General features: G+C 58.2%; 16 protein-coding genes. 3 read left to right on the top strand and 13 right to left on the bottom strand.

Annotated features, from left to right (window positions below):
* Positions 1-12: 12 nt before the first annotated feature.
* The 13 genes from O4G74_RS13670 to tpiA all read right to left on the bottom strand — a co-directional run bounded on the left by O4G74_RS13670 (position 13) and on the right by tpiA (position 12,465).
* Positions 13-849 carry a mechanosensitive ion channel family protein gene (locus tag O4G74_RS13670; RefSeq protein WP_269403158.1) on the bottom strand — a complete coding sequence of 279 codons (837 nt, stop codon included), beginning with the start codon at positions 847-849 and terminating at the stop codon, positions 13-15.
* Positions 850-895: 46 nt separating this feature from the next.
* Positions 896-1,630 (bottom strand): ligase-associated DNA damage response endonuclease PdeM, encoded by a 735-nt coding sequence (pdeM, locus tag O4G74_RS13665; protein WP_269403157.1) that lies wholly within the window; start codon positions 1,628-1,630, stop codon positions 896-898.
* A 72-nt stretch (positions 1,631-1,702) separates the two neighbouring features.
* Positions 1,703-3,112, bottom strand: coding sequence for a dihydrolipoyl dehydrogenase (gene lpdA, locus O4G74_RS13660; RefSeq protein ID WP_269403156.1), 1,410 nt, complete (start codon positions 3,110-3,112; stop codon positions 1,703-1,705).
* A 15-nt stretch (positions 3,113-3,127) separates the two neighbouring features.
* Entirely contained in the window at positions 3,128-4,579 is a 1,452-nt protein-coding gene (locus O4G74_RS13655) for a pyruvate dehydrogenase complex dihydrolipoamide acetyltransferase (protein ID WP_269403155.1), read from the bottom strand.
* On the bottom strand, positions 4,579-4,902 hold the full coding sequence (locus O4G74_RS13650; protein ID WP_269403154.1) for a DUF5076 domain-containing protein: 324 nt from the start codon (positions 4,900-4,902) through the stop codon (positions 4,579-4,581). Before O4G74_RS13650 ends, O4G74_RS13655 begins: the two co-directional genes overlap by 1 nt.
* Positions 4,892-6,322 (bottom strand): pyruvate dehydrogenase complex E1 component subunit beta, encoded by a 1,431-nt coding sequence (locus O4G74_RS13645; RefSeq protein WP_269403153.1) that lies wholly within the window; start codon positions 6,320-6,322, stop codon positions 4,892-4,894. Before O4G74_RS13645 ends, O4G74_RS13650 begins: the two co-directional genes overlap by 11 nt.
* Entirely contained in the window at positions 6,322-7,341 is a 1,020-nt protein-coding gene (gene pdhA, locus O4G74_RS13640; RefSeq protein WP_269403152.1) for a pyruvate dehydrogenase (acetyl-transferring) E1 component subunit alpha, read from the bottom strand. The genes O4G74_RS13645 and pdhA overlap by 1 nt, the downstream gene beginning before the upstream one ends.
* A 69-nt stretch (positions 7,342-7,410) precedes the next feature.
* Positions 7,411-7,710 (bottom strand): FtsB family cell division protein, encoded by a 300-nt coding sequence (locus O4G74_RS13635; RefSeq protein ID WP_269403151.1) that lies wholly within the window; start codon positions 7,708-7,710, stop codon positions 7,411-7,413.
* A 79-nt stretch (positions 7,711-7,789) separates the two neighbouring features.
* Positions 7,790-9,064 (bottom strand): phosphopyruvate hydratase, encoded by a 1,275-nt coding sequence (eno, locus tag O4G74_RS13630; protein WP_269403150.1) that lies wholly within the window; start codon positions 9,062-9,064, stop codon positions 7,790-7,792.
* 111 nt (positions 9,065-9,175) lie between these two features.
* Positions 9,176-9,355: a 50S ribosomal protein L32 gene (gene rpmF / locus O4G74_RS13625; RefSeq protein ID WP_119378067.1), complete on the bottom strand. Its 180-nt coding sequence runs from the start codon at positions 9,353-9,355 to the stop codon at positions 9,176-9,178.
* An 86-nt stretch (positions 9,356-9,441) separates the two neighbouring features.
* The gene (locus O4G74_RS13620) at positions 9,442-11,076 is read right to left on the bottom strand and encodes a CTP synthase (RefSeq protein WP_269403149.1); all 1,635 of its coding nucleotides are present in this window, start codon (positions 11,074-11,076) and stop codon (positions 9,442-9,444) included.
* Between the two features lie 59 nt (positions 11,077-11,135).
* Positions 11,136-11,642, bottom strand: coding sequence for a preprotein translocase subunit SecG (gene secG, locus O4G74_RS13615; RefSeq protein ID WP_269403148.1), 507 nt, complete (start codon positions 11,640-11,642; stop codon positions 11,136-11,138).
* Between the two features lie 67 nt (positions 11,643-11,709).
* Positions 11,710-12,465: a triose-phosphate isomerase gene (gene tpiA / locus O4G74_RS13610; protein WP_269403147.1), complete on the bottom strand. Its 756-nt coding sequence runs from the start codon at positions 12,463-12,465 to the stop codon at positions 11,710-11,712.
* Between the two features lie 87 nt (positions 12,466-12,552).
* Here tpiA and O4G74_RS13605 point away from each other — a divergent pair, with 87 nt between their 5' ends.
* From O4G74_RS13605 to O4G74_RS13595, 3 genes are read left to right on the top strand one after another with little or no spacing between them, the layout of a single operon-like run.
* On the top strand, positions 12,553-14,454 hold the full coding sequence (locus tag O4G74_RS13605) for a peptidylprolyl isomerase (protein WP_269403146.1): 1,902 nt from the start codon (positions 12,553-12,555) through the stop codon (positions 14,452-14,454).
* Positions 14,451-15,881, top strand: coding sequence for an anthranilate synthase component I (trpE, locus tag O4G74_RS13600; RefSeq protein WP_269403145.1), 1,431 nt, complete (start codon positions 14,451-14,453; stop codon positions 15,879-15,881). The genes O4G74_RS13605 and trpE overlap by 4 nt, the downstream gene beginning before the upstream one ends.
* Entirely contained in the window at positions 15,878-16,447 is a 570-nt protein-coding gene (locus tag O4G74_RS13595) for an anthranilate synthase component II (protein WP_269403144.1), read from the top strand. Before trpE ends, O4G74_RS13595 begins: the two co-directional genes overlap by 4 nt.
* Positions 16,448-16,464 lie beyond the last annotated feature (17 nt).

The raw sequence follows: 16,464 nt of genomic DNA, 5'->3' as shown, positions 1-16,464 counted from the left end.
TTCGATATTGCGCTAGCTCGCAACCTTCTGGACAAGCGTGCGATGCGGATAGGGAATGGAAATACCCTGTGCATCAAACTCTGCTTTTACCTTCTTGGTCATATCGAATTTGAGGTCCCACAGATCCGTTGCCGTACACCAGAGACGGCACGTGATATCGACGGAACTATCTCCGAGATTGGTTACCTTCACGAATGGCTCAGGATCACGGAAGACACGGTCATCGGCGTCTACAAGCGTCTGGATAATGCCCAGTGCCTTGTCCATGTCGTCGTCATAATCGATTCCAAAAACGATATCACAGCGGCGCGTATCGTAGCCCGAATAATTCTTGATCACGCCATCAATCGCCTCGGTGTTCGGAATGATGATTTTTACATTGTCCAGCGTCGCGAGGATGGTCTGGAACAGGTTAATTTCCTTCACCGTACCAACCTGGTCGGCGATCTCGACGAAGTCGCCATTCTTGTAAGGGCGGAACAGCATGATCATGACGCCCGATGCGATATTACCCAGAGCGCCCTGCAGCGACAAGCCGATAGCAAGGGTGAGCGCACCAAGGACGGCGACAAAGCTGGTCGCCTGCACGCCAAACACCTGCAGCGAAGCAATAATGACCGCAGCGGTAACAAACCAGCGCACCAGAGACCCGAAGAAAGAACCGAGTGTCTCATCAACACCGGCGCGCTTGGTTGTCTGTTTTCGAACCAGGTTTGAGAGCCACCCTGCAATACGCAGCCCGATAACGAGCACAACCAGCGCGCCGAGCACTTTAAGGGCTCCGCTAACCAGTACCGGCCAATACTCAGACATAAGCGCGTTAAAATCGATATTCTCTAGCTGTTCCATGTAGACCTCGTTTTGCCACTGCCTCAGCTAGGACAAAATCCTGAAATTACAAACGCCAGCGCCGTTCCTTTGCAGAAGCTGGGTGATCATGCGCCAAAAGCTTCCGGTCAATCATGTGAACGTGCTTTTCCCCTGCCGCGAAGGCGATCCAGCCCTCAGCGAAGTGACATGTGACCGCTTCGTCCAGGATATTCAGCCCGCCCGTATAAGCGCCCATGGATGGCATTATGAGACGGTGTCCGTCGGTGATGAAGCATTTGCGACGCATGGCCCTGCTCCGGCCTGCCACGCGTGCGACAGGGTGAAGGTGTCCGGATATCTCGCCAATTTCCCCGGTTGGCTCGTGGCGGAAAACGCAGTCGCCCAAACGGAACGTTTTCGCGCCGCGCCCGCCCAGATGCGCTGGAGGATCCGGATCGTGGTTTCCTTCAACCCAGACCCAGTCTGTCCGCGCAGTGAGGGCGCGTATACGCAGGCGCTCAGAGGGGGAAAGCCGCGCTTCGGCGGATGGATCATGGAAGCTGTCTCCGAGGGAAACAACGCAGTCCGGCGCAAACTCGTCAACCAACGCTTCGACCACTTTCAGCGTCATGCTGGTGTCGTAAGGCGGCAGGAGCTGACCGCGCCTTGCGAAGCTGGATCCCTTCTCAAAGTGCAGGTCAGAAACGATGAGCGTCCTGCGCGCTTCCCACCAGAGCGCCCCCTGCGCGAGCGGGGTCATCAGCTCACCACGATGGTGCAGCTGCAGTGTATAGGCGGTGTTTCTGAGGGGTACCGACATGTACTGAAACATGCCGGGCGCCGCCCCCAAGGTCAATTTACCAAGAACCGCCCGGCTGCAGGCCACGCGCTGCTACATGTGCAGAACGCGCCCCTGCGAAGCCAGCACGCTTTCGTGCATCATCTCTGACAGGGTCGGGTGCGGGAAGACGGTGTGCATGAGGGTCTCTTCCGTCAGCTCGCCTTCTCTTGCGATGACATAGCCCTGGATCAGCTCTGTCACCTCTGCGCCAATCATGTGCGCACCGAGCAACTCACCCGTCTCGGCATCGAAGATCGTCTTCACTAGGCCTTCAGCTGCGCCAAGCGCGATTGCTTTTCCATTCCCAATGAATGGGAACTTGCCGACCTTGATCTTGTGACCAGACTCTTTCGCCTTGGCTTCAGTCATGCCAACGCTGGCAATCTGAGGGTGCGAATAGGTACAGCCAGGCACATTCCAGGCATCGAAAGCATGAGCATCCTCAGCGCCTGCTATGCCCTCAACGCACATGACGCCTTCATGGCTTGCCTTGTGAGCCAGCCAAGGCGCGCCCGTGAGGTCACCAATCGCATAGAGGCCATTGACGCCCGTGCGTCCAAAGCCATCGACTAACACGTGCGTTTTCTCGACCTTCACGCCCAGCTCTTCCAGACCCAGGCCTTCAGTATTGCCGACGATACCAATGGCGAGGATCACCCGGTCGACTTCCAGTTTCTCGGTCTTGTCGCCGGACGAGATATCTGCCGTGACCTTGCCGTTCGCCTTCTTCAGCGATTTGACCTGAGCGCCCGTGTGAAACTTGATACCCTGCTTCTCGAACTGCTTGCGTGCGAACGTCGAGATTTCCTCGTCCTCGACAGGCAGGATACGGTCGACGGCCTCAACCACCGTCACGTCGCTCCCAAGCTCGTTATAGAAGCTCGCAAACTCGATCCCGATGGCCCCTGATCCGATGACCAGCAGCTTCTTTGGCGTCTCTTTCGGCACCATGGCTTCGCGATAGGTCCAGATCAGATCGCCGTCTGGCTCCAGGCCTGCCTGCGGAATGGCGCGCGCCCGAGCCCCTGTCGCAAGAATGACGTTCTTTGCCTTGTATTCGTTTGTCTTTCCGTCCTTGCCCTTGACCGAAACGATCGGCGCGGGCTTGCCCTTCTTCAGGGTCGCCTCACCCATGATGACGTCGATCTTGTTCTTCTTCATGAGGTGGCTGACACCGGAAGACAGCTGCTTGGCGACACCGCGGGAGCGTTTGACAACCGCGTCGAGATCAAAGCCAGCCTTGTCGATCTTCAGGCCGAACTGCTCGGCGTTCGTGGCGTAGTGCAGAACCTCCGCCGACCGCAGCAGCGCCTTGGTCGGAATACAGCCCCAGTTAAGGCAGATGCCGCCGAGGCTCTCGCGCTCAACAATGGCTGTCTTCAACCCAAGCTGGCTTGCGCGAATTGCAGCAACATATCCGCCAGGGCCGGAGCCGATGACGATGAGATCATAGTCAGCCATTCTTGGCCTCCAGTTCTAAAGCAGCATGCTCTGCGGGTGTTCGACGTAGCGCTTGAATGCGGCGAGCCATTTGGCCCCCTCTGCCCCGCCAATGACGCGGTGGTCGCATGACAGCGTCACGGTCATCACCGTTGCCGGCAAGACCTCATCGGCCTCATTGACGACGGCGCGCTTCTCCCCTGCCCCGACAGACAGGATCATGCCTTCGGGCTGATTAATGATCGAGCCGAACGATTTGATACCGAACATGCCGAGATTTGAAATCGAGAACGTCCCGCCAGAATATTCCTGAGGCTTCAGCTTGCGCTCACGCGCGCGCGTGGCGAGATCCTTCATCTCTCTTGAAATCGTCGCAAGACCCTTGGTTTGCGCGTCTCGGATCACCGGCGTGATGAGGCCGCCATCAATCGCGACTGCCACCGAAATATGCGCCGACTTGTGATAGGCGATGCCCTTGTCGGTGAAGCTTGCATTGCAATCTGGCTCTGACATCAGCGCCAGGGCAGATGCCTTGATCAGCATGTCATTGACCGAAATCTTCACGCCCTCAGGTGCGGCCTCATTGATATCGGCGCGTGAAGCGAGAAGCTTGTCGAGCTTGATATCGACGTTCAGTGGGAAATGCGGGACCTGCATGAAGCTCTGGGTCAGGCGTTTTGCCACCGTCTTGCGCATGCCGTCGAGCGGTTTCAGCTCATAGCTCTCAGGATCGTAGACACGGTCGTCGAGCACCTGCGGCAGGATCAGGCCATCAGGCGCAGCTTTCGGCGTATCGGCTGGAGCGTCTGACGCCTTCTTCTCGGAAGCTACCTGTTTCTTGCTGGGTTCTGCGGCTTCGACGTCTGCCTTCACGATCCGTCCGCGCGGGCCAGAGCCTTCAAGCTTGGAGAGATCAATATCACGCAGCGCTGCAATACGGCGCGCCAACGGGCTCGCCTTTATGCGGTCCTTGCCACTTCCGACATCGGCGAGCTTTGGCGATGTGCCTTCAAGCTCCTTGCGAAGGTCCTTACCTTCGGCTTCGCGAGGCTTCTGAGCGGTCTCACCTATTGAGGTCGTGGGCTCGGCATCGCTCTTCTCGGGCTTTTCGTCGGAAACCTTTTTCTCTTTTGACTTGGAAGGCTTTTCAGCCTCCTCGATCTTGTCACCTTCAGAAGCGTCGTCGCCTTCATCTGCGCCGCCAGACGCCTCCGCTTCGGGCGCTTCCACATCGTCCGGGTCTTCGCCCTCTTCAGCGAGCACGGCGATGACCGAATTGACCTTCACGCCTTCCGTGCCGGCTTCAATGACGATCTTGGCTATGGTGCCCTCATCGACGGCTTCAACTTCCATCGTCGCCTTGTCGGTTTCAATCTCCGCGATGACGTCACCCGAAGAGATCGTATCGCCGGGCTTCACCATCCAGCGAGCCAGCGTGCCTTCCTCCATCGTCGGAGAAAGTGCGGGCATGGTAATATTGATGGCCATTAGCTCTTGCCCTTGATCGTGGTGCCCGAGAGGTCCGGCGCATGGCGCAGTCTTTCGCCAATACCGCCAAGGATCTGCTCCATGATCTCCTGAGCAGACGGACCGTCAGGATTCTGTTCGCGCAGCACGCGGGTCACATGCTTGGCGATGTCAGCCAACATGAAGCCCCACATGGGTGGTTCTTTTTCTGGGTCGCCCGAGGCACCGACTTTCAGGCTCACATGGTCCTGATTGTTCGAGATCCAGAAGCGGATCATTTCCTGCGCGAAGGCGTCCTGCTGGATGGTGCCGGGCTTAGAGAGTTCTTTGTGATCACTTGACATAACACACCTGCTTGGCCGCCTTAATAATGTCTGCGGTGCCCGGAAGGCTCATCGCCTCAAGGTTCGCAGCGTATGGAAGCGGCACATCTTTCTGATGCACGCGGGTTGGAGGCGCATCGAGGTAATCGAACGCTTCGTTCACCACTGTCGCGCAGATTTCAGCACCCACACCCATGAAGCGCCAGCCTTCCTCACACGTCACGATGCGGTTGGTTTTCTTTACGCTTTCTATGACGGTCGCCGTGTCGAGCGGACGCAGCGAACGAAGGTCGATGACCTCTGCTTCGATGCCGTCTTCAGCAAGCTTTTCGGCTGCCTGAAGCGCAAACCCAACCATGCGGGAATGGGCAACCAGCGTCACGTCCGTGCCCGGACGCCGCACGCGGGCCTTACCGATTGGCAGGACATAATCCTCTATGTCGGGAACCGGGAAGCTCTCGCCATAGAGCAACTCATGCTCAAGGAAGACGACCGGGTTCGGATCACGGATTGCCGCCTTGAGAAGACCTTTCGCATCAGCCGCATCGTAAGGCGCAACGACTTTCAGGCCGGGCACATGCGCATACCAGGACGAGTAGTCCTGGCTGTGCTGGGCAGCCACGCGAGAAGCCGCCCCGTTAGGACCGCGGAACACGATCGGGCAACCCATCTGGCCACCGGACATGTAAAGCGTCTTGGCTGCCGAGTTGATGATCTGGTCGATCGCCTGCATCGCGAAGTTGAAGGTCATGAACTCAACGACAGGCTTGAGGCCGCCAAAGGCCGCGCCGACACCGAGACCCGCAAAGCCATGCTCCGTAATCGGCGTGTCGACGACGCGCTTATCGCCAAACTCCTGTAGAAGCTCACGGGTGACCTTATAGGCGCCCTGATACTCTGCAACTTCTTCGCCCATAACGAAGACAGTCTCGTCCCGGCGCATCTCTTCTGCCATTGCATCGCGAAGCGCATCCCGCACGCTCGTGTCGACGAAGTTCGTGCCCTCAGGCACGTCCGGGTCGGTCAGTGAGTCTTCATCAGGCTTTGGCGGCGCAGAGGCCTCCTCTCCTGATGAAGCGTCGTCGCTGTCGTCATCATCACCTTCAGTCTCAGTCGCGTTCTTGGCTTCAGTCTGCGCTTTTGACGTCTTCTCGCCATCGTCAGATTCGGGCACACCATCGATATCGTCGGCGCTTTCGCCTTCCTCTGCGAGACGTGCGATGACCGCATTCACCTTCACATTCTCGGTCCCTTCAGGCACGAGGATCTTGGCGAGCGTGCCTTCATCGACAGCTTCGACTTCCATCGTCGCTTTGTCCGTCTCAATTTCAGCGATGACGTCGCCTGACGAGATTTCGTCGCCTTCTTTCTTGAGCCAGCGCGCGAGCGTGCCCTCTTCCATTGTCGGCGACAGGGCCGGCATCAGAATATCAATAGCCATCAGGCCGACTCCACTTCTCGCAACACATCTGTCCAGAGTTCTTCCGGATCCGGCTCAGGACTATCCAAGGAGAAATCCGCAGCGTCCTTCACGAGTTCCTTGATCTCCTTGTCGAGATCCTTGAGCTCTTCCTCGGTGGCAATTTCCTGTTCGAGGATACGTCCTTTGAGACCATCAATCGGGTCATGATGGGTGCGGATATCGTCAACTTCTTCACGCTTGCGGTACTTTGCCGGGTCGGACATGGAATGGCCGCGATAGCGATAGGTCTTCATTTCGAGGATGTATGGCCCTTTGCCGGACCGCGCATATTTCACGGCCTTCTCGCCAGCCGCTTTCACGGCATAGACGTCCATGCCGTCGACTTCCTCGCCTTCTATCTCGAAGGAAATACCGCGCTTGAATAGCTCGGTTTCGGCCGATGCGCGGGCAACGCTCGTGCCCATCGCATACTGGTTGTTCTCGATCACATAGACGACGGGCAAGTCCCACAAGGACGCCATGTTGAAGCTCTCATAGACCTGCCCCTGATTGGCCGCGCCGTCGCCGAAATAAGTCACGCAGATATTGTCGGTACCGCGATATTTGTTGGAGAAGCCAAGACCCGTACCGATGGGCACCTGCGCGCCAACGATGCCGTGTCCGCCGAAAAAATTCTTCTCCCGCGAGAACATGTGCATCGAGCCGCCCTTGCCCTTTGAGTAGCCGTCCTTACGGCCGGTCAGCTCCGCCATGACGCCTTTCGGGTCCATGTCGCAGGCGAGCATATGTCCGTGGTCGCGGTAGCCGGTGACGATCTGGTCGCCTTCTTTCAGGCAGGCCTGCATGCCAGTAACGACGGCTTCCTGACCGATATAGAGGTGACAGAACCCGGCAATCTTGCCCATGCCGTAAAGTTGACCGGCCCGTTCCTCAAAACGGCGGATCAACAGCATGTCGCGATAGTATTTCAGCGCTTCGTCACGCTGCAGCTTTGGTGGAGATTTGGAAGTCTTGCTTCTGGACGGCGTTTTGGCCATGAGGCCTCCCTTTATCAAGCCTCCTTTATGTACCCCGAAGGTAGCCTTCGTCCAGTTTTAGCACCTATGTCAAAATGCAGCCCCGGAGCTGTCATTTATGATAATAATCTCATCGGCGTAGACCAGATTAAGGTCTTCACGCGCCATGATTTCAACGAGATCCGGATCGACCCGGCCCGGCGTCAGGCGCGCAATGTCCCGGCGCAGCACGTCATTCGCTGCCGTGATGGCATCAAGCTCCGCCTGCTTCTCTGACAGTTCCTGTTGCAGATCGGTCCAGCGCCCAAGGCCCTGCTCACCCGCAAAGGCGTGATACGCAAAGTATGCGATCAGCGCGGAGATGCCTGCTGCTGCATATTTGGGGGTCATAAAAGAAACCTCTGCCGACAAGCGAATCGGCAGAGGAATCCATTTGGGTAAATTTACTCTTAATGGGCGCGTGGCTGCCCTAGGCGTTGATCAACGTACGCCCTGCATAGAGCGCGGCCGCACCCAGCTCTTCCTCAATGCGGATCAACTGATTGTACTTGGCCAGACGGTCAGAACGCGACAGTGACCCGGTCTTGATCTGTCCACAGTTTACCGCAACGGCGAGGTCAGCAATCGTATAGTCCTCGGTCTCGCCGGAACGGTGAGACATGACCGCGGTGTAGGCGTGGCGATGCGCCAGCTCAACCGCATCGAGTGTTTCAGACAGCGTGCCGATCTGGTTGACCTTGACGAGGATCGAGTTCGCAGCGCTGCGCTCCAGGCCTTGGGCAAGGCGCTCTGGATTCGTGACAAAGAGGTCATCACCGACGAGCTGGCACTTGTCACCGACCGTCTCGGTCAGGATGCCCCAGCCTTCCCAGTCATCCTCGGCCATGCCGTCTTCAATGGAAATGATCGGATAGCGATCAACGAGGTCTTCGAGGTAGCGCGCCATCCCAGCCGCATCGAGCGTCTTGTTTTCGCCCTTCAGAATGTACTTGCCGTCCTTGTAGAACTCGGTCGAGGCGGCATCGAGCGCGAGCGCAACTTCGTCGCCCGGCGTGTAGCCCGCTTTTTCGATAGCCTTCATGATGTAATCGATAGCCGCTTCGGTAGAGGAGATATCCGGCGCGAAACCGCCCTCATCACCCACAGCAGTGTTAAAGCCGTCAGCGTGCAGCAACTTCTTCAGGGACTGGAACACCTCCGAACCGACCTGGACGGCATGCGCGATGCTTTCGGCCGCGACCGGCATGATCATGAATTCCTGGATGTCGATCGGATTGTTCGCGTGCTCACCGCCATTGATGATGTTCATCATCGGGGTTGGCAGGATACGTGCGTTCGAACCACCGATATAGCGGTAGAGTGGCAGGCCGCAGCTTTCGGCGGCTGCCTTTGCAACGGCCATAGAGACGCCAAGAATGGCGTTCGCGCCGAGGCGCTTCTTGTTGTCAGTGCCGTCGAGTTCGATCATCAGTCCGTCAATCAGGCGCTGCTCTGTCGCGTCGAGGCCAACCAGTTCGTCATTGATCTCGCCATTGACGGCATCGACCGCCTGGTTGACGCCCTTGCCGCCATATTCCTTGCCGCCATCGCGAAGCTCATGGGCCTCATAAGCGCCGGTAGAGGCACCGGATGGAACGGCGGCGCGGCCCGTGGAGCCGTCATCCAGTGTCACATCGACTTCGACTGTCGGGTTGCCGCGGCTATCGAGGATCTGGCGGGCATAGATATCGACGATTTCGCTCATTGGGGCGCACTCTCTCTTACGTCTTCAGCAGATATGACAACGCCCCCGGTCTCCCAGGGGCGCCATGTCGGTTACTTTGTGTCACCACGCAGCGCAAGACTGCGCGTGGCGTTAGTCCTTTGGCTCAAGGATCTGGCGGCCGCGATAGACACCGGTCTTCAGATCGATGTGGTGCGGACGACGAAGCTCGCCGGAATCAGCGTCTTCGATGAAGGTCGGGGCGGACAGACGGTCGTGCGCACGGCGCATGTTGCGCTTGGACGGCGTCGTTTTTCGCTTAGGGACTGCCATTTTGTCGTTCCAGTTTGTGTGTAGTGGGAACACTACGTGAAAATCAAACCGCGCGTATATCCGCGCGACTCGCCAAATGCAACCCGTCAGACAAGACGCGACTGCACTTTGGCTGCCTCGATAAAGCTCGCGAAAAGCGGGTGAGGTTCAAACGGGCGCGACTTCAGTTCCGGGTGGAACTGCACGCCGATGAACCATGGGTGATCGTCGAGCTCGATAATCTCCGGGAGCAGACCGTCTGGCGACATGCCGGAAAACCGAACCCCCGTCCCCTTCATGCGATCAATATAGGAGCGGTTCACCTCATAACGGTGACGGTGACGCTCTGAAATCTCTGTCGTGCCATAGATCTCGGCGACCTTGCTACCGGGCTCCAACAGGGCTGGGTAGGCGCCAAGACGCATTGTGCCGCCCTTGTCAGTGCTCTCATCGCGCGTGATCTTCTGATTGCCCTTGGTCCACTCTTCGATGAGGCCCACGACAGGTTCATCGGTTGGCCCGAATTCAGTGGTAGACGCGTCCTTGATCTCAGCGAGATGGCGCGCCGCCTCAACGACGGAAAGCTGCATCCCGTAGCAGATGCCGAAGCATGGGATATTTTTCTCCCGCGCGAACCGCGCCGCTCGCATCTTGCCGTGCGCGCCGCGTTCGCCGAACCCACCGGGCAGCAGAACGCCATGCACGCCATCAAGGATATCAAGCGGGTGATGCTCATCATCAAACTGCTCGGAATCGATCATCCGGACCTGGACCCGCACCTTGTTTGCCAGACCGCCGTGAACCAGCGCTTCTGACACGGACTTATAGGCGTCAGGCACATCCGTGTATTTGCCGACGAGGCCGATGCAGACTTCTCCATCCGGATTGTGGATGGTGTTGGCGATACCGTTCCAGCGAGAGAGATCCGGCAGAGGCGCGTCATTGATCCTGAAGTGCCACAAGACTTCAGTATCGAGCCCTTCGGCGTGGTAAGCTGCCGGAACGTCATAGATATGGCCAACATCGCGGGCTTCGATCACGCTTGATGGGCGTACATTACAGAAGCTGGCGATCTTGCCCTTCTCGTTTTCGGGAATCGGCCGGTCACACCGGCAAAGCAGAATCTGTGGCTGGATGCCGATGGAGCGCAGCTCCTTGACCGAGTGCTGCGTCGGCTTTGTCTTCATCTCGCCGGCCGCTGGAATGTAAGGCAGCAGGGTCAGGTGAATGAAACAGGTGCGCTCGGGGCCTAGCTCCTGTCCTACCTGACGGATCGCTTCAAAAAATGGCAGACCCTCAATGTCCCCCACTGTGCCGCCAATCTCACAGAGGACGAAGTCAACGCCCTCGCCCGGATCGGAAAGGATGAAATCCTTGATGGCATCCGTTACGTGGGGAATGACCTGGATGGTCGCGCCGAGAAAGTCGCCGCGGCGTTCTTTCTCAATGATGGACTGGTAGATGCGACCGGTCGTGATGTTGTCTGACTGACGAGCTGACACGCCTGTGAAGCGTTCATAGTGGCCAAGGTCGAGATCAGTTTCGGCGCCGTCATCTGTCACGAAGACCTCGCCATGCTGGCGCGGCGACATCGTCCCCGGGTCAACGTTCAGGTACGGATCAAGCTTTCGCAACCGGACCTTATAGCCGCGCGCCTGCAGCAGCGCGCCCATGGCTGCCGAAGCAATACCTTTACCCAGCGAGGAAACCACGCCGCCTGTGATGAAAATGTAGCGGATCATGGGAAGTCAGTTTGCCCGATTCGCGTCACGGCGCACACGCGCAATGACGTTGCTTTGCGTTAGGGCTGCGTCGGCGCGTCAGCCGTATCTTCGCCCTGCTCTGTTTCGACGCCACTTGGCTCCCTGATGTCAGCCGGAACGTCAGCGGCGAGCGGGTCACTCGTATCCCGTTCCGTTTCTGGAAGCACCGGCTCAGCGTCCTGCTGAGACGGCATGGCGACCGGATCGTCATCCAGAAGCGGCGACGTCGGATCGTCGAGATCAAACCCACCGGCGTCTGAGCCGCCAAACTCATCATCCAGCGCCCGCTCTACATCGGTGCGTTGGTCACCAAGATTACGAGTCGTGATCGTGGTCAGCACCAGACTCGTAATGAAGAATATCGCACCAAAGATAATCGTCGTTCGAACAAGTGCGCCAGCTGCGCCGCGTCCTGACATCAGGCCACCGCCGCCTCCTCCGCCGCCACCGCCTACACCAAGAGCGCCGCCTTCGGAGCGCTGCATGAGTACGACACCGACCAGCACGAGGCTTGCCAGAATGTGAATGACGAGAATAACGGTCATGGATCGTCCCTGAATATCTCAATCGCGCCCGATAGGCTTTTCAGACGCCAAGGCCAAGCCCTGAAGCTCACTTTGCGCTGACACAAGCGCCGTAGATGGCCAGAAAGTCATCGGCTTTCAAGCTTGCTCCGCCAATGAGGCCCCCATCGACATTGCTGACAGCCAGAAGTTCAGCAGCATTGCCAGGTTTCATGGAGCCACCATAGAGAATTGGTGTCTCATCAGCCTGACCCGGAAAGCGCCCTCCAAGAATCTCGCGAATCTTGTTGTGCACTTCCTCAACCTGATCGACGGACGCGACCTTGCCCGTGCCGATTGCCCAGACAGGTTCATAGGCGACAACAAAGGCCCTGCCGAAAGCGCCAGCAGGGATCGACCCTGCCAGCTGAGAGGAGACGACTTCGATCGTCTGCCCCGCTTCGCGCTCATCAAGCGTCTCGCCAATACAGATAATCGGCACAAGACCGGCGCGAAAGGCAGCCTCCGCCTTGGCAGCAATAATCTCATTGCTTTCTTGGTAATCAGCGCGGCGCTCGGAATGTCCAACGATGACGTAGGTCGCACCGATGTCAGCGATCATCTCTGCTGAGACGTCGCCTGTATGCGCTCCGGAGACATTGGCGTGGCAATCCTGTGCCCCGACCTTCAGGCGCGTGCGCGATGCGGTGTCGGCGGCTTTCGAAATGAGAGTCGCCGGCGGACAGATCAGGCAGTCAGCCACGTCATCCAGACCTTCCAGGCCCTTAGCTATCTGCGAAATGGTATCGCTGTCGCCTGACAGGCCATTCATTTTCCAGTTACCCGCAATCAAGGGCCTGACCATGCCGCTCTCCATCTCTTGCAACTCCCAGCGCGCTCGCCTAGCAAGCAGTTCGGCTGCTTACAAGGTTATAGGCGAGGCTATCGGCATATGCTGACCATGATCCGCAACATGCTCCGTTCCAAACTGGCGGGGCTTCTCTTCCTCCTAATCATCGTTGCCATGGGCGCGTGGGGCGTAACAGATGTCTTCTCGGGCGGGATCGGCAATAATCTCGCCTCCGCGGGTGATGTCGAGCTGACGGAGGCTCAATTTGATCGGGAAGTCGAACGCCAGTTGCGGACGGCCACGGATGATCGCGGGCGCGCCATCAGCAAGGCTCAGGCAACAGAACGTGGAATTGTCGACCAGATTTTCCAGCGTGAGCTCTTCCAGACCATTCTGATCGCATACGCCGACAGTATCGGTGCTCGCGCAACTGATGAGGCAGTCCTTCAGACCATTCGTGAAGACGAGGCTTTTCAGAGCGATACCGGGTCCTTCGATCCCGTTCTTTACCGAGGTTTGCTGAACCAGAGTGGATTCACTCCAGCGAGCTTCGAGAGCTTCTTGCGCCGCGACCTGTCTATTGGTCGTATCAGGCGCTCTGTTGGCGCCGCTCTGCAATCGCCAGATTCAATCGTACGCCTGCAGTCCGGCTTCGCCAACGAGGAACGCAAGGCGCAGTGGTTCTTCCTGACTTTTGACGACCTGCCAGACCCCGATCCCATTACGGATGAGGAACTCACAACTTTTTACGATGAACGGCGTGCCGAACTGGAAAACCCGCAGCGCCGTCGCATCAGCCTCATCCAACTCAGTGTAGATGATTTTCTGAACCAATCGGAATTCGCCGAGGACGAGCTGCTCGCGTACTATGAGTCCGTCAAAAGCCGCGAGTATGCTGGGCCTGACACGCGTACCTGGACAGAATTTGTGTTCGCAAGTGAAGAGGCTGCGAGAGCTCAACTCGGTCGCATCGCCGGCGGCGCGGATGCCTCCACGGTCAGCGACCTTGTCTCCTCTACCGAGCGCTCAGGGCTCCAGACCTCCGTGTCTAATGAGTCGCTCGCAGAACGCCTTTTTGCGCCGACTGCGTCGGTGGGTGGCATTTTCGGACCTTTCGAATCTGGTCGCTTCTTCACCGTAGCCCGCCTGGAAGGAATCACGCCTGGTGACGTGGAGCCGTTTGAAGACGTGCGGCAGGAAATCGTCGACACGCTTTCGCGTGAACAGGCTGTCGGCCTATACTACGACTCCATTACGCGTCTCGATAATCTGATCGGTACTGGCGCAAGCCTTGAGGAAATCGGCGAGGAGATGGGCACGCCCGTGCTAAGCTTTGCGCCTGTTGAACGCAACGGGACGACCCGTGTCGGCCGCCAACTCGGCGTGCTTCAGCAGGATGCTGCGATCCTGCAGCGGGCCTTCGAGCTTACCGAAGGTGGAAAGACCTCCCGCTTCGGACAGGACGAAAGTGCTTTCATCGTTCGCGTCGACGAGATCATTGAACCATTTACGCCTGATCTGGAAGAGATCCGCGATGATCTTCGCACCGGCCTTGCAGCTCAACGGCGCACAACCGCGCTGGCCGAGGCTGCAGATGCAGTCAAGCAACGCGTCGAAAGCGGCGAGGCGACCTTCGCTGAGGCTGCAGCCGAGTACGGTGCGGAGCTTTCGTCACCAGACATTCTCTTTACCCGCAATCCTTCGCCAGAAAGCGGAATTCCGCCAGCACTTGCAGGGGCTGTCTTCTCGCTGCGCGAGGAAGGCAATGTCGTCAACGCGCCGCTTAGCCTTGGCGACACGGTTGCGCTTATCCAGCTTGTCGAAATCAATCGGGTCGACCTCGCTTCAGACGAGGCCGCTATATCCGCGTCGCAGGAGCTTCAGGATTCGATTGGCAACGATCTGTTCAGCGCTTTCCTTGCAGGCATCCAGAGCGACGTAGAGCTTCAGGTCAACGAGAACGCACTTGCTTCCTACAAGGCCCGGGTCAATCCGGACACATGAACCGGGACAGACTGATCGTAAGGCGCCGGATCGGCGATATCGAAACGCCGGTTTCTGCCATGCTGAAGCTTGGCGCGGATCAGGCCGGCTCGTTCCTGTTCGAATCGATACATGGCGGTGAGCGACTCGGCCGCTACTCCTTTTTGGGCGTCGAACCGCTGAAATGGTTTCGCATTCTGAATGGTCAGGCACAGCTTTCTGGGGATGCCAGCTTCAGCGCACCAGAAGCGTTGGAGATGGAGCCCGTCGCCGCGCTGCGTCACTTCGTTGAGCTGGCAAAGGCCGAAACAGACGAGCCCGGCCTGCCCCCAATGGCCTCGGGCGCATTCGGCTATATCGGCTATGATATGATCCAGTATGTCGAGCCGGTCGAGATTACCGCGCGCGACGACCTGAAGGTCGCTGAATGCGTGCTGGTCATCCCGGGTGTCGTAATCGTGTTCGACCACCTCTACCAGGAACTCGTGCTGATCGGGCGCCATGCGCCAGGCGACGAAGCGGCCGCAGACGCGCTTCTCAACCGAGTCGAACAGCAGCTTCAGACAACGGCACCTATTTCTCCACGGGACCAGTCCACCGATGCGCTGGAATTCTCGTCGAACACCAGCAGGGAACGCTATTTCGAGATGGTCCGCGAGGCGGTCGAATATTCTCGGGCCGGCGACACATTCCAGATCGTTCCGAGCCAACGCTTTTCAGCGCCGTTTAAACGCCAGTCGATTAGCCTTTACAGGGCACTTCGCAGACTGAATCCGTCGGCCTTCATGTTCCATATGAATATGGGCGACGTGCGACTTGTCGGTTCCAGCCCGGAGATCCTTGTGCGTCTGCGCGATGGCCGTGTTGCGATCCGGCCGATTGCAGGCACCAGACCAAGGTCCGGTGACCCTGTCGAAGATGAGCGCCGTGCTGCAGACCTTCTCGCCGATCAGAAAGAATGCTCAGAACACCTCATGCTTCTGGACCTTGGACGCAACGATGTCGGCCGGGTTGCCGCTTATGGCAGCGTTGAGGTGAGCGAGCAGTTCATCGTCGAGCGCTACAGCCACGTGATGCATATTGTCAGCCATGTGGAGGGGAACCTTAGAGAAGGTCTTGACGCGGTCGACGCCCTGCTGGCTGGGCTTCCTGCAGGAACCGTGTCAGGTGCGCCGAAGATCCGTGCGATGCAGATCATCGACCAGCTCGAAACCTCGCGGCGCGGCATTTATGGCGGCGCCGTTGGCTACTTTGGCTGGAATGGCGACATGGATACCTGCATCGCGCTCCGCACCGCTGTCCTGAAAGACGGACAGATCCATGTTCAGGCAGGCGGCGGTGTGGTGCTGGACAGCGATCCGCAATACGAGTTTGAGGAAACCGTCCACAAGGCTGGCGCCCTGAAGCGAGCTGCAGATCTCGCAGCCATCTATGAGTTCGACCAATGATTCTCGTCATCGACAATTATGACAGCTTCACCTGGAATCTGGTCCACTATGTCGAACAGGCAGGCGCGACCACCAAAGTGGTGCGCAACGACGAGCTGACAGTTGAAGAAGCGCTGGGTCTGAAGCCCGCAGGCGTCATTCTGTCACCAGGCCCATGTTCGCCGCGTGAAGCCGGCATCTGCGTCGACTTCATCAAACAGGCACCGGGCAATCTGCCAATCCTCGGTGTCTGTCTTGGCCACCAGTCTATCGGCGACGCATATGGCGAGCCGGTCGTCCAAGCCGGCGCTATCCTGCACGGCAAGGTATCGACAATTCGCACGACCCAGACCGGCCTCTTCAAGGGGCTGCCCGAGACCTATGACGTTGTACGCTATCACTCACTGGCGATCCCGAGAGACAGATTGCCTGAGGCGCTCATTGCCGATGCGTGGACGGAAGACGGGGAGATCATGGCCGTCCACCACCGCGACAAGCCGGTCTACGGCGTCCAGTTTCACCCGGAATCTATCCGCACCGAATACGGCCATGAATTGATCGAGAATTTCGTGGGGCTTACGAAATAGGCTGCGCTCGAACCTGG

This window comes from Henriciella marina (genome assembly GCF_027213945.1).
Classification (GTDB): domain Bacteria; phylum Pseudomonadota; class Alphaproteobacteria; order Caulobacterales; family Hyphomonadaceae; genus Henriciella; species Henriciella marina_A.
The sequence above is the reverse complement of the archived record's forward strand: the minus strand, read 5'-3'. Positions and strand labels throughout refer to the sequence as shown.

What these genes read in the sequence shown, in the direction of transcription:
- eno (WP_269403150.1), bottom strand. Translation starts at nt 9,064, where the DNA reads ATGAGCGAAATCGTCGATATCTATGCCCGCCAGATCCTCGATAGCCGC.
- O4G74_RS13650 (WP_269403154.1), bottom strand. Translation starts at nt 4,902, where the DNA reads ATGTCAAGTGATCACAAAGAACTCTCTAAGCCCGGCACCATCCAGCAG.
- O4G74_RS13655 (WP_269403155.1), bottom strand. Translation starts at nt 4,579, where the DNA reads ATGGCCATCAATATTACCATGCCCGCACTTTCTCCGACGATGGAGGAA.
- O4G74_RS13635 (WP_269403151.1), bottom strand. Translation starts at nt 7,710, where the DNA reads ATGACCCCCAAATATGCAGCAGCAGGCATCTCCGCGCTGATCGCATAC.
- lpdA (WP_269403156.1), bottom strand. Translation starts at nt 3,112, where the DNA reads ATGGCTGACTATGATCTCATCGTCATCGGCTCCGGCCCTGGCGGATAT.
- pdhA (WP_269403152.1), bottom strand. Translation starts at nt 7,341, where the DNA reads ATGGCCAAAACGCCGTCCAGAAGCAAGACTTCCAAATCTCCACCAAAG.
- tpiA (WP_269403147.1), bottom strand. Translation starts at nt 12,465, where the DNA reads ATGGTCAGGCCCTTGATTGCGGGTAACTGGAAAATGAATGGCCTGTCA.
- rpmF (WP_119378067.1), bottom strand. Translation starts at nt 9,355, where the DNA reads ATGGCAGTCCCTAAGCGAAAAACGACGCCGTCCAAGCGCAACATGCGC.
- O4G74_RS13670 (WP_269403158.1), bottom strand. Translation starts at nt 849, where the DNA reads ATGGAACAGCTAGAGAATATCGATTTTAACGCGCTTATGTCTGAGTAT.
- secG (WP_269403148.1), bottom strand. Translation starts at nt 11,642, where the DNA reads ATGACCGTTATTCTCGTCATTCACATTCTGGCAAGCCTCGTGCTGGTC.
- pdeM (WP_269403157.1), bottom strand. Translation starts at nt 1,630, where the DNA reads ATGTCGGTACCCCTCAGAAACACCGCCTATACACTGCAGCTGCACCAT.
- O4G74_RS13595 (WP_269403144.1), top strand. Translation starts at nt 15,878, where the DNA reads ATGATTCTCGTCATCGACAATTATGACAGCTTCACCTGGAATCTGGTC.
- O4G74_RS13605 (WP_269403146.1), top strand. Translation starts at nt 12,553, where the DNA reads ATGCTGACCATGATCCGCAACATGCTCCGTTCCAAACTGGCGGGGCTT.
- trpE (WP_269403145.1), top strand. Translation starts at nt 14,451, where the DNA reads ATGAACCGGGACAGACTGATCGTAAGGCGCCGGATCGGCGATATCGAA.
- O4G74_RS13620 (WP_269403149.1), bottom strand. Translation starts at nt 11,076, where the DNA reads ATGATCCGCTACATTTTCATCACAGGCGGCGTGGTTTCCTCGCTGGGT.
- O4G74_RS13645 (WP_269403153.1), bottom strand. Translation starts at nt 6,322, where the DNA reads ATGGCTATTGATATTCTGATGCCGGCCCTGTCGCCGACAATGGAAGAG.